Raw genomic sequence first — 14,822 nt, forward strand, 5'->3', positions numbered from 1 at the left:
GAAAACGCGTATGACACAGCTAAATGAAAATGTTGATGTGGTAGTTATCGGAGGCGGCGTAGTGGGATGTGCCGTTTTCCGACGTTTCACCCTGATGGGCGCGAAAACGTTATTGCTGGAGCGTGGCGGCGATATCTTGTCCGGCGCCAGCAAGGCCAACAGCGCGATCCTCCATACCGGTTTTGATGCGCCAACGGGAAGCCTGGAGCTGCAATGCATGCAGGCGGGTTACGACGAGTATTTGGCGATCAGAGAAAAGATGAACCTTCCGCTGTTGCAGACCACGGCCATCGTGGTGGCCTGGAACGAAGAACAACTCGCGGCGCTGCCTGGCATAGTGAAACAGGCACATGAAAATGGGGTGACAGACGTGGCGCAGATTTCTGCCGCCGAAGTTTACCAGAGAGAGCCAAAATTAGCGGAGGGCGTGCTGGGTGGGGTATTAGTCCCCGGTGAATATGTCATCGATCCCTGGAGTGCGCCGCTCGCTTACGTTACGCAGGCCGTGATGCACGGTGGGGCTTACCGTTTTAACTGTGAAGTGACCAAGGCGACGCGCGATGAGCATGGTTGGTTATTGCAGACTAGCCAAGGCAGCGTGCGTACTAAGTTGGTGATCAACTGTGCGGGTAACCATGGCGATTTGATCGATGGCCTGTGGCGGAAACCAGATTATGAAATCCGCCCAAGGAAAGGGCAGTTTCTGGTCTATGACAAAGCCGCCGCGGCGGATATCAATGCCATCATCCTGCCGGTTCCGACGCCCACCACCAAAGGCGTTCTGCTGTGTCGAACCATTTTCGGCAATATGATCCTGGGCCCGACGGCTGAAGAGCAAACCGACCGTAACCGGGCCGATGTCGATGAATCGGTGCTCAAAGGGCTGATTGAAAAAGGTAGCCGGATGTTGCCGACTTTGACGCAATACGGCGTGACCGCCACCTACGCCGGGCTACGGCCGGCAACGGAAAAGAAAGAGTACCGAATTTATCACTATCCGCAGGAAAATTGGATCAGCGTGGGCGGGATCCGTTCCACCGGGCTGACGGCTGCGTTGGGGATTGCCGCTCATGTAGAAACACTTTATCGCGACCATTTTAATCCGCTCTTTACCGATCAACCGCCTGCTGAACTCCAGTGGCCGGTGATGCCGATGCTGTCTGATTATCAGCCGCGTGATTATGCCTGTTCGGGCAATGGCGGCATTGTCTGTCACTGCGAATTGGTCACGCGGCGTGAGCTGGAGGCGGCATTCCACTCGGCGGTGCCGCCTGAATGTATCGGTGGTTTGCGTCGCCGTACCCGCGTCATGATGGGACGCTGCAACGGCTTTTTCTGCAGTAATCAGGTTGCCGAAATCGTGGGCGATCGTCTGGACAACACGCTGGTCGTTGGGAGGGTAGAATGAGTCAGTCATATGACGTGATTATTATTGGCGCCGGGCCGGCCGGTTTGGCCGCCGCCCGCGCTTTATGGGATGAAGGCGTAAACCGCGTTCTGCTGTTGGAAAGAGAAAAACAGGCGGGTGGCGTACCGCGCCATTGCCGTCACCCTACGTTCGGCATGCAGACGTTCTACCGGCCGATGAAAGGGCACCTCTGGGCCAAGCGCATTTTGAATCTGGTGCAAAACAATTGTGAAATCAGAACCGGCACCACGGTGGTAAATATCAAGCCCGGCGGCGAGGTAATCATCTCTGACGATCGGGGCCTTGAAACCTTGCGTGCCAAACGCGTGATTATTGCCACGGGCGTGCGCGAAACGCCACGCCATGCCAGGCTGGTCAGCGGCGTAAGGCCGCAGGGGGTTCTGACCGCAGGGGCGTTACAGCAGTTTATCTATCTGAAAAAACTCAAGCCTGGCATTAAGCCGGTGATCGTCGGGTCTGAGCTGGTCAGCTTTTCCACTATCTGGACGCTGCGCAATGCGGGCATAAAGGCGCTGGCTCTGATAGATGAAAACCCCCGGCCAACGGCGTTTCGCGTGGCTGCGTTATATGCCCGTATTATGGGCGTTAAGCTCCATCTGGGTGCGCACATCACTCAAATCAATGGCGGCGAGCGGGTGGAAAGTATCGAATTTACCGCCGCGGACGGCAGCTCACAACAATTGGCCTGCGACAGCATTATTTTTACCGGCCGCTTTACCGGCGAGTATACGCTGATCCGTAACAGCCATTTGGCCTATGAGCCTGAGACTGGCCGCCCATGGTTCGACCAGCACGGTCGCTGTTCCGATCCGGCCTATTATGTTGCAGGTAATATGACGCACCCCGCCGATATGGGCGATCAGTGTTACCAGGAAGGGTTGCGCGTAGGTCGGCAAGTTGCCCGATCTCTGCAACAGGATGACGCCGTGCGATTTGAGATTCCTATTCAACTGGACGAGGTATTCCGTCTTGCTGCGCCAAATCGGGTTTCCGTATCAGCACCGGCCGCCGATCGCGTCACGCTCAATGTCCGTGTTAACCGTTACCATAAAGGCGAAATCATCGTACGCGACGGTGAAAAAGAGCTTTACCGCGGAAAGCACCGCTGCTTGCCTGAACGTCGCATTCTTCTTAAAAATATCGATATTTCCGGTCTCACACCGAACAGTCACTTGACCGTTATCGCCCGATAGCGGTTTTTCCCACTCAGCACAATGAAAAAGCCTGCATATGCAGGCTTAGTTTATTCTGATGCCCAGAAAGCTATTTGAATTCGTGTTCAACCTCTGACCACAGACTTACGCGTTGATTGCGCGATTGATAGAACTCAATCTCTCGTTTAATGCCTGCGCTTTGATCCCAACCGGGAAGGTCCAAAATAATCAACTCTTCCATCATGACTAAAAACAGCGCATCCACCGGCGCCCACATTTTGCCAATCTCTGCTTTATCAGTGTGTTGCAACTGCAAATTAATTGGGTGCGACATGGTGACCTGGCTGAAAACCGCATGACCGGCCTCGATGATGTTGGCTGCCACTTTATTGCAGGCGTGAAATCGCTCCTGCACCACGTTCTCATCGGCATGGCTGTAGGGGCAGGCAAGGAATATCTTACGCATGGTGAACCTCATAGGATTACATAAAGAAAGCAGTGCCTGGTTGCCAGGCACTGCTGGGGAATTAAGCGGGAAATTAAACGGCCAGGGGAACGGTTGGCCGATCGTTTTGCGCTGCCGCCTCTTCGCGTGCGTCGCGCTGCTCCATCCGTTGCGCCTCTGGGACGGAAATAAAGATTGCGATGGTCACGGCAATGGCACCGGCAAGGAATTTACCGACCATAATCGGCAGGACCAGGGTGGGCTGGAAGTTGGCGGTAAAGGCCAAATGGTCGCCTAAGGTCGCTTGGGCACAGATGCCAAAGGCCACGCACAGCACTTTGTCACGGGCACGCATATCTTTGAACAGGTGATAAACAGCAATGATGTTGGCCAGCACCATGACCATGCCAATGGCCCCGGCATCCGCGAGCCGAAGTTGTCGGCCGATAAACTTCATCGGGCGCTGGCAGTACTTCTGGAACAGGTAGCAAATCGGGAAGGTGCCCGCCAGCATGATGCCGATATAGCCCGCAATCTCAATCGCCCGGTAAAGTTCTTTTTCGTCGGCGAAAAGAGGATCGAACACCCAACCGCCAAAGACTTTGCTAAAGACCCCGGTGAAGTGCTGAATAATACAGGCGGCCAGCACCATTTTGATAAAGGCATCCATAATCTTGCCAAAGAACAGAAAGCATTTGACCATCCATAGGGTTCGGTATTTCAGCCCTAACGCCAGCAGGATGCAAAAAACGAACAGGGGAGAAAGCAGTTGCAAGGCATTGAAGAAGTCGATGCTTAAATAGTGGTTGGCGGGGGATGCCGTGGAGATGATATCCCGTACCGGAATATTATTAAGCGTGATGATCATCAATGAAATCAGCACGCCAAACGGAATGCTGATTAACCCCGCCATGGCGCCCAGCGCCAGATATTTGTGGTCTTTTTGCTGCAGCATGACCAGGCCGACCGGAATTAAATAAACGATACTGGCACCGGAGGTGTAGCCAACCAACATGGCTGTGATCCATTGATCACGGTTAGCCGCGATCGCGTCTGCCAACTGATAGCCGCCCATATCAACGGCGATAATCGACAGGGCGGCAATGGACGCATCCGATCCCATTGATTGGAACAGAGGGCCGACGGTGTAGGTAATAGCGTAAGAAAGAATCGGGATCGCCGCCATAATACCGGCCTGGGCCAGAAATACCGGGCCAATGGAATGAATACCATTGACGAATTCTTTGCCCAATCCGCTTTCGGGTTTGATCACCGAAGCCATGGCGCCGAGCAGGGTCCCGGCCATAATGATATAGATAATGATGTTGCCAATCTCAGACATAATTGCCTCCGTTTTCTTATTATTTATTCGCCGCGCAGGTTGCGGGAACGGGAAATAATGTCCTTATATTTTGCAAAATAAGGAGACAGATCGCGTTCTGCAGGCTCAGTGGTGACGTGTTGTGTTCTGACGTTCATCGGGTGGGTGTTGCCTAAGCCCTTGCGAGCCAGCAAAGCGACACCCTGCGCGGTAATTTCCCGGTTGGCAGGGGTAACGATGCGTTTTTGGATCAGGCTGGCAAGGAACTGCTTAAAGTAGAGGTTGGCCGATAAGCCACCGTCCACCGAAATGGTGTCGCCAATGGGCCGAACTTTGTCCATGGCGTAGATCACCTCGGCCGAGCGCATGGCGATCCCTTCAAGAATGGACTGCAGCATGTCTTTGCGCTCGGTTTCCAGCGACAGCCCAGCCCATAATCCGGCTGCCGAGCGATCCCAATAGGGGCAACCCAAGCCGGAGAGTGCAGGGATAAAAGCCAAGCCGCGAGCGATGGCCGGTTCATCCGGGAAATCGGAGAACTCCTCGATATCGCTGTACAAGCCGATCTTTTTGGCCCAGTTAATGGCTGATGCCGCGTTATAGACGCCGCCATCCAGGCCGTAGAGCGGAGGCTCGCCCGGTAATTTCCAGCATAATGTTGGGAGCAGCCCTGAGCCTTGCGCGTCGGGAACCTTGGGACCGGTAATCGATTGCAAAAACGCGCCGGTGCCGAAAGTGATTTTCATCTGACCGGGCTGCAGGCAGCCATGACCATAAGTGCCGGCAAATTGATCGACGATGCAGGCCGTCAGCGGCGTGGTATTGCCGGCATAAGTCACGTCGCCAAAATGGCCGGTATTGTCGCGAATGTTTGGCAATGCTTCGATTGGAACGCCAAATAACCGACACAGTTCTTCGTCCCATTGCAGGGTATGAATATTGAATAACGAGGTTCGGGAAGCCGAGTTGTAATCGGTGATGTGTGTCCCGCACAGGTGGAACATGAAAAAACTGTCCATCGTACCGAGTCGCAAATGGCCGCGGCGTGAAAGCTCACGGGCACCGGGCACATTGCGCATGATCCATCCCAGCTTGCTTCCGGAAAAATACGTATCCAGTGGCAAGCCGGTCTTCGCCCTGATGGTCTCTTCAAAACCTTCATTGCGTAGTTGACGGATGACGGATTCGGTACGCTGGTCTTGCCAAATAATAGCGTTATAGAGCGGCAGGCCGCTCTGGGCATCCCAGGCGACGACGCTTTCGCCCTGATGCGCCAGGCCAATGGCATCCACGACCCCACACTGGCTAAGACAGGTGCGAATATTGCGCAGGATCTCCATGGGATCATGTTCCACCCAACCAGGATTGGGCGTTAATTGTTTGTGCGCGATGGCGGCGGGGGAAAAATGTTTTCCGTCCTCGCCGAACACCACGACGCGTGTTCCTGTTGTTCCTTGGTCAATGGCTGCATAGCGTTGGTTCAGCATAAAGCCCTCAGGTCTATTTTGTGGTTTATATGTTGTCATTGTGCCCGTTTATATTATTTAGTATCATCACTGCACATTAAATCAACATCAAACTCACAATTTTCGATTTAATTGTGACCAACATCTTGGTTTTGGCTTCTGGCAGTGTGGTTATGCTGTGGTTTTAGCCCTGTGAAAAGTGAAATGGGCAGTTGCTTCACGTGAGGAGTTGGTAAACAATTGTCGACCAAGCAATAAAATGCCCTGCAAACCCACACTTTTTATAATGTTAAAAACAGCATAATGGATCAGAAGATGGATTACTCAAACGCATTAGAACGAAGGAACATCATTCTCGATAAGTTGAAAAATAGTGGGCAGGTGTTCGTCAATGAATTGGCTGATGACTTTAATGTTTCTCAGGAAACCATTCGCAGAGATCTGAATAAGCTTGAAGAGCTGAAACACATCAAGAAAATCCATGGTGGGGCGGTTATCGCTCAGTTTGGGTTTGAGCTGGAATTTAATCAGCGGGCCAAATTGGCTGAAGACGACAAAAAGGCCATTGCCATTAAGGCGGCCGAATTGATCAAGCCCGGGGACTCGCTGTTTATCGACTTCGGGACTACGACGCTGAAGTTTGCCAAGCAGATTGCCGGTATTAATCAGCTTACCGTCATCACCAATTCTCCGGTGATCGCCAATCTGTTCCATGACAATTCAACGATTAACCTGATCCTGATTGGTGGCCAATTTGGCCTGTCGAAAATGGAGTGCATTGGCCCGGTGGCATTGCAGGGGATCAGCGCTTTCTATGCGGATTACGCGGTCATCGGTGCCGGGGCGGTGAGCCCAAAGGCAGGGGTGATGGATCAGGATTTGAACGAGGCCGCCATTGCCCGTCAGATGATCAAAAACAGCAACAAAACCATTGTCCTTGCCGATGGGCACAAGTTGAATAACCATGCGACAGGGCTGGTGGCAGAGTTAAAAGATATCTCGTGGTTGGTGACCAGCGATCCGGAGAAGAAACTGAAGAACTTGGTTTTCCCGGCGAATCTTCAGGTGATTGTGGCCTGAGGAGGGTAAGCAACCCTGCCGGTCGCGATGACCGACAGGGTTATATGAACATCAGAAGGTTACTCTTTCCACAGGATGTGGCAAAGCTTGTGGTCTTTCTCGCGGCACAGCAGCACGCGGGCAAAAACGTCATTGATTGGCTCGCCATCGCTGTCTGCCAGACCAATCACTACCTCGGCAAAGAAATCCGGGTTCAGGTCAAAATCCACATGTTCCGACCAGTCTTCCGCAGGGTCATACAGTTCTGCGCCACCGCGCTCCTCAAACTGCAGATTGAACAGCAGAATATCCGCCGGATCCAGATTGTCGCCGGCCAGTTCCAGAAAGATGTCGTAAGCCTGTTCCAGCGTTTCGTCTTCAGTAAGGCGGTTATTCAAATCCATAATTAAATCCTGATCACAAATGATTTGGCGTTATTAAACCATGCCCGCTACGGCATTTATAGCAGCGGGCTGAAAAAGTAGAACAGGCGCTCGACAATCCGATGCCAGAACGGCCGTTTCTGCCACTCCTGGGCGTTCAGCAACTGTGAACGCGCAATGTAATCATCCTGCACACAGGCCAGATCGCTGCCGAAACCGTCATCGTCGATCACCAGCGTGATTTCGAAGTTCAGCCACAGGCTGCGCATGTCCAGGTTCACCGTACCCACCAGGCTGAGCTGACCGTCGACCAACACGCTCTTGGTATGCAGCAGACCGCCTTCGAACTGATAAATCCGCACGCCCGCTTCCAGCAGTTCGGAGAAGAAGGAGCGGCTGGCCCAGCGTACCATCGTCGAGTCGTTGTCGCGTGGGACAATAATGCTGACCTCCACCCCGCGCAGGGCAGCGGTGCAGATAGCATGCAGCAGGTCGTCGCTTGGCACAAAGTAAGGCGTGGTCATGATCAGCTGTTCGCGCGCAGAGTAAACGGCCGTCAGCAGCGCCTGGTGGATCATCTCTTCAGGGAAGCCGGGGCCGGAGGCGATAACCTGGATCGTGTGGCCGCTTTCCTGTTCGAACGGCATGATATTGACGTCTGGCGGCGGCGGCAGGATACGTTTGCCGGTTTCAATTTCCCAATCGCAGGCATAAACGATCCCCATGGTGCTGGCGACCGGGCCCTCCATGCGTGCCATCAAATCGATCCATTGGCCGACGCCGGCATCCTGTTTGAAATAGCGCGGGTCCACCATGTTCATGCTGCCGGTGTAGGCAATATAGTTGTCGATCAGTACCACTTTACGGTGTTGGCGCAAATCCATTCGACGAAGGAACACACGGAACAGGTTGACCTTGAGTGCTTCCACGACTTCGATACCGGCATTACGCATCATGCCGGGATAGGGACTACGGAAAAATTGCAGGCTACCGGCAGAATCCAGCATCAGGCGGCAGTGTACGCCCCGGCGCGCGGCCGCCATCAGCGACTCGGCGACCTGATCCACCAATCCGCCCGGCTGCCAGATATAAAACACCATCTCTATATTATGGCGAGCCAGCTCAATATCGCGGATAAGCGCTTCCAGCGTTGAATCCGTCGTGGTAAGCAGCTGAAGTTGGTTGCCTTTGACACCATCAATCCCCTGACGGCGATCGCACAGTTGGAACAGCGGTCTGGCAACCTCGCTGTACTCCGTAGCGAAGATCCGCTGGCTCTCTTTTAATTCGCTCAGCCAGCGTGCGGTAGAGGGCCACATGGCCTTGGCGCGTTCGGCCCGGCGTTTGCCCAGGTGCAATTCGCCAAAAGATAAATAAGCCACAATACCAAACAGCGGCAGAATGTAGATAACCAGCAGCCAGGCCATCGCTGACGGTACGGCACGGCGTTTCATCAGAATACGCAGGGTCACACCGGCGATAAGCAGCCAGTAACCAAACACCATGAGCCAACTGATTACGGTATAAAATGTTGTCATAAAGGCGAAAAATCCCGTTCGCAAACCACCAACGATGAGTGTACGCACAGAATGGTAAAGGGGAAACCTTTTCTCCGCGCTTATGTTGCAAAAATATGATTGTCTTAAGGCACTTGCTGTAAACGAAAAGGACATTTTGGGCTAACTGCCGCGTTGTCGGGGCAGAGTAAAATACGAAAAACTGTGGCTTGGATCGCACGGCGAAAGGGCTATAATGCCCGCCGTTGGCTTTTGACGAATGAGTGACGAAACGATGAGACGCAGTAGAAACGAAGTGGGCCGCTGGCGGATGTTGCGGCAGAGCCAGCGCCGCAGGCATCGCTGGTTGGAACGCCAGTCATGCAGCAATCGGCATATCATTCGGGTGCGGCGTCGCCTGGACGATCAGCACCGACGTTCGTTGCTGTTTGTGGTGTCATACGAGTGGTAAAACGAAAACAGTCCCTGAGGGGACTGTTTTGTTAGCGGAGACTGGGGGTTATTTACCCAGATAGGCGTTAAGCATCCACACCTGTTTTTCCTGCTCTTTGATGTAGTCGCTCATCAGGGAAGCGGTCCCTTCATCACCGGCATCGGCGGCCAGCGTTAGCAGTTCACGCTGCTGTTGCAGCAGCACCGAATAGCCGTGCAATAAACCGCTTAGCGTGCCTTTATCATCGGTGACGTTGGTGTCTTCCTTGATGTCGGAAGTTTTCAGGTAATCGCTAAAAGCATGACGCGGTTGTGAACCCAGGGTCAAAATACGCTCCGCCAGTTCATCGACTTTGGTCAGCAGATCGTTATAGGTTTCTTCAAATTTGACGTGCAGCTCGAAGAAGTGCGGGCCTGAAATGTTCCAGTGGTAGCCGCGTACGTTCATATACAGCACCTGATAATTCGCCAGCAGCGCATTCAAGGCTTCCGAGAGTTTTGCCGATTGTTTGCTGTCCAGGCCGATATGGTTTTTTGCTGCTTTCTTCGTCGTTGCCATAATAATCTTCTCCTGATTATTTGATTCGATGATTTACACAATATCCATAACAAACACAGTAACCAGATTTATCGCAGGGTTAAAGACGTTCAAAAGCATCAATGCAATCGTCAAAACCAATATCGATAAATCCGCGAAGCAAATTGCCAAATCAGTTTAAGCAGAATGCGTTAACAACAACAGCAGCTTTCGACCATTACTTGCGCAAGGCCATTTTTGCCACGCCGGCGCCCAGTGCCATCAGCGTAGCGGCTGCAATCAGCACGACGATAAATGCGCGGTCGAATGCCAGGCGCGCCAGCTGTTTTAGCTGTTCAGCCTGATCGGCTGCCAGATTGGCGGCCAGCCTCAACGCCTCGTCGATGCTGTCGTAGGCGATATCACTTACCGGCAGGCTGTCAGGCAGTGCCAGGCTGTGGCTATAGATGGCGGTCATCAATCCGCCAAGCAAGGTGATGCCCAGAACCCCGCCGAGTTCATAGGAAACGTCTTCGATCGACGCTGCCATACCTGACTTCTCTTCCGGCGCGTTAAGCATGATGGCGGTTGAGGCTGCTGTGATCACGCCGCCAAGACCAAAACCGGCGATGAACAGGCAAATCAGCTGCAACACCAGGCTGCTTTGGTAAAGCAGAGCCAGGCCTGCGATACCCAAGCCGGTCAGAATAAATCCGCCGAGTATCATGCTGCGCTCACCGAAGCGCGGCAGCAGTAAGCCGGTTAACGGGCCTGCCAGCGCTGACGCCAGCGGGATCGGCAGAATAAACAGCGCGGCCTGCAAAGGGCTAAGTTCAAGCACCAGCTGCAGCCGTTGAGTCAGTACCAGCTCTACGCCGACTAACGCAATCATCGACACTAACGCTACCCCGACGCCACCGGCAAACAGCCGATTCTGGAACAACGAGAAGTCGATCATCGGATAGCGTGCCCGCCGTTGGCGGCGAACAAATAGCCAGAGCGAGACAATGCCGATCGCGGCGGCAATCGCCAACGCGGTAAAGGAGGGTGCCGCTTTGCTTAGTTCCTTTAACGCATAGATACAACCAACCAGACCGGCCATGATCTGTACCGAGCCGATGATATCGTAAGGGCTTTTGTTTTCGCCGCCGCAGTGTGGAATCAAACGCCATGCAAACGGCAGTACTGCCAACACCACAGGGACGTTGATCAAAAACACCGAGCCCCACCAGAAATACTCCAGCAGCACGCCGCCAACTACTGGCCCAATAGCCGCGCCGCCAGAGGCCACCGCTGCCCAGATGCCTATGGCCAAGGCGCGTTCACGCTCATCAGTAAAGACATGACGGACAATGGAAAGGGTAGCCGGCATCATCATCGCGGCACCTACCGCAAGGAATACCCGGGCGGCGATCAGCCATTCGGCCGACGGGGAAAAGGCCGCGCAAAGCGAGGCGACGGCAAACACCGGCAACCCGGCTATAAACAATCGTTTATGACCAATGCGATCGCTCAACATGCCTGCACCAGGCAGTAAACCCGCTACCACCAGTGGATAGGCATTTACGATCCATAATTTTTGCGAAGCGCTGGCATCCAGCGCCAGGGTCAGCCGTGGCAAAGCGGTGTAAAGTACCGTCATGTCGATAATAATCAAAAATAGCGCGCTGGAAATCATTGCCAGGATCAACCAGCGGTTGTTTACGTGCATAATATTATTCCAAAAAAACAAGCTACGCGGGGGCGTAGCTATAAGATCGTCACCACTCAGGATTGCCGGGTGGTATACTGGCGTAATATATATCCATACGTATGTATTGAAAAGAGGGTTTCTCAATGGGACGTCAACGCAGCATCGATCGTGACAAGGTTCTGGACGTGGCGGAAGAGATTGTCGCCACGCAGGGTGCCGCCGGGCTGACCATTGATTCTGTTGCCAGAGCGATGGGGATTTCAAAAGGTGGCGTGCAATATTGCTTTGGCAGCAAAGACGCGATGATCGATGCGATGTTCGATCGCTGGGGTAAAGCCTATGAACGAGTATTCGATGAGATTGCCGGCGAAAACCCCTCGGCCACGACGAGTGTGCAAGCGCATCTGCAGGCAACCCGAAGCTCCGATCAGGCCTCCAGCGCCAAGGCTGCCGGGCTGATGGCGACCCTGATCCAAACCCCGGAGCATCTGGACAGTACGCGTGAATGGTACCGCAGCCGGATTGCCGGACTGGATTTAACCACTGAGGAAGGCAAGCGTGCGCGGTTGGCGTTTTTGGCCACCGAAGGAGCATTTATGCTGCGCTACTTTGGCTTGATGGAGATTGATCCGGCGGAGTGGGATGCCATGTTTGCGGATATGCAGACATTGATTTTGCAAAATGTGCAGAGTCGCTGAAGATTATTAGTGGATCAGGATTAACGCGGCCCGAGTCACCGCCGCGTTAATACGCCATTTGAGTCTTCAGGCGTTATTTGTAGGCCACGGCATTGATGGTTTCGAAGGAGGTTTTCCCTTCGCGACCGATAATCACATAGTATTTCCCGCCTTTTTCATCGACCGCTTTAGACAATCTTGCGTGATCGATGCCCACGGTATCATCACCATCTTGTGAGATGGTCACCGGACCAATTTCGGTGTGTTTTGCGGCTTCTTCCTTGGTGATTTCAATGGCGGCCATGGAAGAGAAGGAGGCGAATGCCAGTACAGCCAACAGATATTTAGTTGCTTTCATCACTATTCCTTTTACGTAGAGAACGAATGGATAAGTTCGAACATGACTACGGCTTAAGTGTAGGTCGCAGCTGTAGGTTTTCCATGCAGTGGTAAAAATAAGCGGTACAGGCGGTGCCTATCGCACCGATAGATGGCGAATTCAGCGGGGAAGGGAGTATGTTTATCGAACAAGATATTCCCTCGAAGAACCCTTTAGCCAGCCACTCCGTGCTGGCTTTTTTTTGTCCGCAACGAAAAGCCGCGATCCTCCGCGGCTGTAGTCAATGTTAAATTCTTTATACCTGGCGCATATAAACATCGGTGATGCGCAAGTCGAAGTTACTTTTCATTTTTGACACATCAATCAGTAGAAAAGCATGAGTTGCCCAGTCAGGAGCGCGTTCAAAGTTGGGCGGCTGAGTGGTGTAACCTTGCATTTGGCCAGGTATAGTCACGGTTTTCAGTTCAGATTCAACGCCACTGAAATTAAAGGTGTACGAGTGACCTGTCTGCTGCAGCAGTATTTGGGGCTCTTTATCTTGCTGTGCACCAAATTCGTTCAGTTTTGCCCATACAATTTTTACCTGGCAGCTTTGTCCATCACCAGCGAAAGTATTGGCGCGAAGATGATGAATGACGCTGCCGTAGCCTTTTAGCTTTATTGTCCCTAACACGGCTTGAAACACGCCGCTGCCTGCGGAGACGTTACGCCCCAGTGAGACAAAGTCGGCCTGCCGGATGAGGCTAAAATTGGTGCTGCTTGCGGTTCCCCAGCCGTAACGAGATTTGCGCACGCTGTTAATCCCTCCTGGCGGAAGAACCCAAACCTCCTCGGTCCATTTCTCATTGCCAGTGCCACTGGTATAGGTTGTGCTGTCGAGCCAGTTGTCCTGAATACCGCTATCGGTACGAACCTGTGTCAGCAAATAGGGCCAGGCAATAGGCAATTGAGTATCATGTAATGATGCCGAGCCGCCGCCATCAATCCAACCGCTGACGTTCGCATCCCCATCTTGCTGCATCTGTCCAATATTAACCTTCTCAAACACGACACGGGCCAGGTTGCCGAAATAAAATGGATTACTCGTGGTGGGATAGGTAGATGGGCTACCTCCTGCTTTAAAGGTGAACAGACCGCCAATAAAGTTAACCTTGCAGCTTTTATTATCCGGAATGTTGACGATGTAATTCTGTGGGCCGTAGCCTTCAACGTGGCAATCGCGGAAAATGTGCTGTCCGCCTTCAATATGAATATATTTCCCCAGGCTGTCCGTCGATGTCTGCTGCCCATTTTTTCCGTAGATATAATCAAAGGAACAGTTGAAGAAATAGCTATACCCTCCCTGAAGATTCACGCCGCAGTTACTTTGCGCGAAGACACAGCTGTGAAAGTTCATCTCTTCACCGGAGTCTGTAGTGTTGTTTGGGAAGAAGTAACAGATGTCGCAATGATTGAAGGTAAAAGCATACATGCGTAGGAAATAGAAATTAGTGGTGCCTGTCAGGCCATGGGCGAACCCCTCAAGACCACCACCGGTGAACGTTAGAGAATTACGTGGGTAACTTTTCGAAAGCGAAGTGGAAAATGTCATCCCATCGACAAAAGTGTCAGCCCCAGGACCCAGCATACGCAGATTTTTAACACTAAGATTGCCTTGAGCGTAGCCGGCATCATTTTGCCATCCGATGGCGGTATTACGCTTATCTTGGCTGCCGTGAGCCATATCCGTGAAATCCAGCAATGCGCCGGAAAAATCATAATCGACGGTTTTGGTGTCAAAGATCAGTTTCTTTGTACACTTGAAGCGGCCATTGCCAAAAATTAGGTTGCCGTTTTTCAACACGCGGGAGCCACTGGCACTGGCCAACGAACTGGCATAGTCATGCGCTTTTTGGATCGCATCCGTATCGTCAGCAAGACCATCGCCTTTAGCACCGTACAGATAAGGTGAAACTGTACCTGCCACCTCCAATATACGCAGCCAAACCCACGACGAGTTAGGGCGAATAAACATGCCACCGTCGTCTGCCGGTGTCGATTGTGCTTTAGCGACAAAGATGCCACCGCCTGCAGGTTGGCTGTTACTGCTGCTCCAGCTTGAATCATAGGCGGTTACTGCGATCAGCTCACCGGCAAGGGTAGGTACGGTGTTTCTCAATGTGACAATATCAGGGCAGGTGTTCATCATTTGATCCTCATAGGGAAAATTGGAGTTACTGTATTTATATACAGCACCCAGAGTCTATGAGCGCATCGCATCATGCACAATAGCGTGAAAGGTGAAGGTCGTTGTGCCAGTCAAGGCTAAACCAAGAAGGAGATATATACGTAAGGCCAATCGTCGGCGTAGCCGGCCATGCTTTGTGGTCACAACCCACTGAGGGGGAGT

14 protein-coding genes are annotated in these 14,822 nt (G+C 52.7%); 5 read left to right on the top strand and 9 right to left on the bottom strand.

Translation table 11 applies throughout. The features are described 5' to 3' along the window. Positions 1–10: 10 nt before the first annotated feature. Positions 11–1,408: an NAD(P)/FAD-dependent oxidoreductase gene (locus NR114_RS04245; protein WP_048758684.1), complete on the top strand. Its 1,398-nt coding sequence runs from the start codon at positions 11–13 to the stop codon at positions 1,406–1,408. After that, entirely contained in the window at positions 1,405–2,622 is a 1,218-nt protein-coding gene (locus tag NR114_RS04250) for an FAD-dependent oxidoreductase (RefSeq protein WP_256813631.1), read from the top strand. The genes NR114_RS04245 and NR114_RS04250 overlap by 4 nt, the downstream gene beginning before the upstream one ends. Positions 2,623–2,692: 70 nt before the next feature. On the opposite strand, the gene NR114_RS04255 is transcribed toward NR114_RS04250, so the two are convergent. The 3 genes from NR114_RS04255 to NR114_RS04265 form a co-directional block, all read right to left on the bottom strand. Then, entirely contained in the window at positions 2,693–3,049 is a 357-nt protein-coding gene (locus NR114_RS04255) for a DUF1937 family protein (protein ID WP_116690342.1), read from the bottom strand. A 73-nt stretch (positions 3,050–3,122) separates the two neighbouring features. Further along, complete coding sequence (eutH, locus tag NR114_RS04260) at positions 3,123–4,370, bottom strand: ethanolamine utilization protein EutH (protein ID WP_256813632.1); 1,248 nt, start codon at positions 4,368–4,370, stop codon at positions 3,123–3,125. A gap of 23 nt (positions 4,371–4,393) precedes the next feature. Then, entirely contained in the window at positions 4,394–5,836 is a 1,443-nt protein-coding gene (locus tag NR114_RS04265; protein ID WP_046373381.1) for a glycerol kinase, read from the bottom strand. 294 nt (positions 5,837–6,130) lie between these two features. On the opposite strand from NR114_RS04265, the gene NR114_RS04270 reads away from it, so the two are divergent. Further along, on the top strand, positions 6,131–6,895 hold the full coding sequence (locus NR114_RS04270; protein WP_256813633.1) for a DeoR/GlpR family DNA-binding transcription regulator: 765 nt from the start codon (positions 6,131–6,133) through the stop codon (positions 6,893–6,895). Positions 6,896–6,954: 59 nt separating this feature from the next. Here NR114_RS04270 and NR114_RS04275 read toward each other — a convergent pair whose 3' ends face one another. Both NR114_RS04275 and cls read right to left on the bottom strand, forming a co-directional pair. Beyond that, entirely contained in the window at positions 6,955–7,278 is a 324-nt protein-coding gene (locus NR114_RS04275) for an HI1450 family dsDNA-mimic protein (protein WP_004945300.1), read from the bottom strand. A 56-nt stretch (positions 7,279–7,334) separates the two neighbouring features. Further along, positions 7,335–8,795, bottom strand: a complete 1,461-nt coding sequence (gene cls, locus NR114_RS04280) for a cardiolipin synthase (RefSeq protein ID WP_041414608.1) — start codon at positions 8,793–8,795, stop codon at positions 7,335–7,337. A gap of 253 nt (positions 8,796–9,048) precedes the next feature. Between cls and NR114_RS04285 the strand changes: the two genes are divergently transcribed. Then, the gene (locus NR114_RS04285; protein ID WP_071827036.1) at positions 9,049–9,225 is read left to right on the top strand and encodes a YciY family protein; all 177 of its coding nucleotides are present in this window, start codon (positions 9,049–9,051) and stop codon (positions 9,223–9,225) included. A gap of 48 nt (positions 9,226–9,273) precedes the next feature. Here NR114_RS04285 and NR114_RS04290 read toward each other — a convergent pair whose 3' ends face one another. Further along, complete coding sequence (locus NR114_RS04290; RefSeq protein WP_020827174.1) at positions 9,274–9,765, bottom strand: Dps family protein; 492 nt, start codon at positions 9,763–9,765, stop codon at positions 9,274–9,276. A gap of 196 nt (positions 9,766–9,961) precedes the next feature. Beyond that, positions 9,962–11,434, bottom strand: coding sequence for an MFS transporter (locus NR114_RS04295; protein WP_256813634.1), 1,473 nt, complete (start codon positions 11,432–11,434; stop codon positions 9,962–9,964). Between the two features lie 125 nt (positions 11,435–11,559). Here NR114_RS04295 and NR114_RS04300 point away from each other — a divergent pair, with 125 nt between their 5' ends. Continuing rightward, a complete protein-coding gene (locus NR114_RS04300; protein ID WP_020827172.1) occupies positions 11,560–12,114 on the top strand; it encodes a TetR/AcrR family transcriptional regulator in 555 nt (184 codons plus the stop codon). A 73-nt stretch (positions 12,115–12,187) separates the two neighbouring features. On the opposite strand, the gene NR114_RS04305 is transcribed toward NR114_RS04300, so the two are convergent. Both NR114_RS04305 and NR114_RS04310 read right to left on the bottom strand, forming a co-directional pair. Then, the gene (locus tag NR114_RS04305; RefSeq protein WP_048758642.1) at positions 12,188–12,451 is read right to left on the bottom strand and encodes a DUF1471 domain-containing protein; all 264 of its coding nucleotides are present in this window, start codon (positions 12,449–12,451) and stop codon (positions 12,188–12,190) included. A 277-nt stretch (positions 12,452–12,728) separates the two neighbouring features. Continuing rightward, a complete protein-coding gene (locus NR114_RS04310; protein WP_256813636.1) occupies positions 12,729–14,621 on the bottom strand; it encodes a hypothetical protein in 1,893 nt (630 codons plus the stop codon). Positions 14,622–14,822: the final 201 nt, after the last annotated feature.

The organism is Serratia sp. Ser99 (assembly GCF_024519545.1).
Lineage (GTDB): Bacteria > Pseudomonadota > Gammaproteobacteria > Enterobacterales > Enterobacteriaceae > Serratia > Serratia liquefaciens.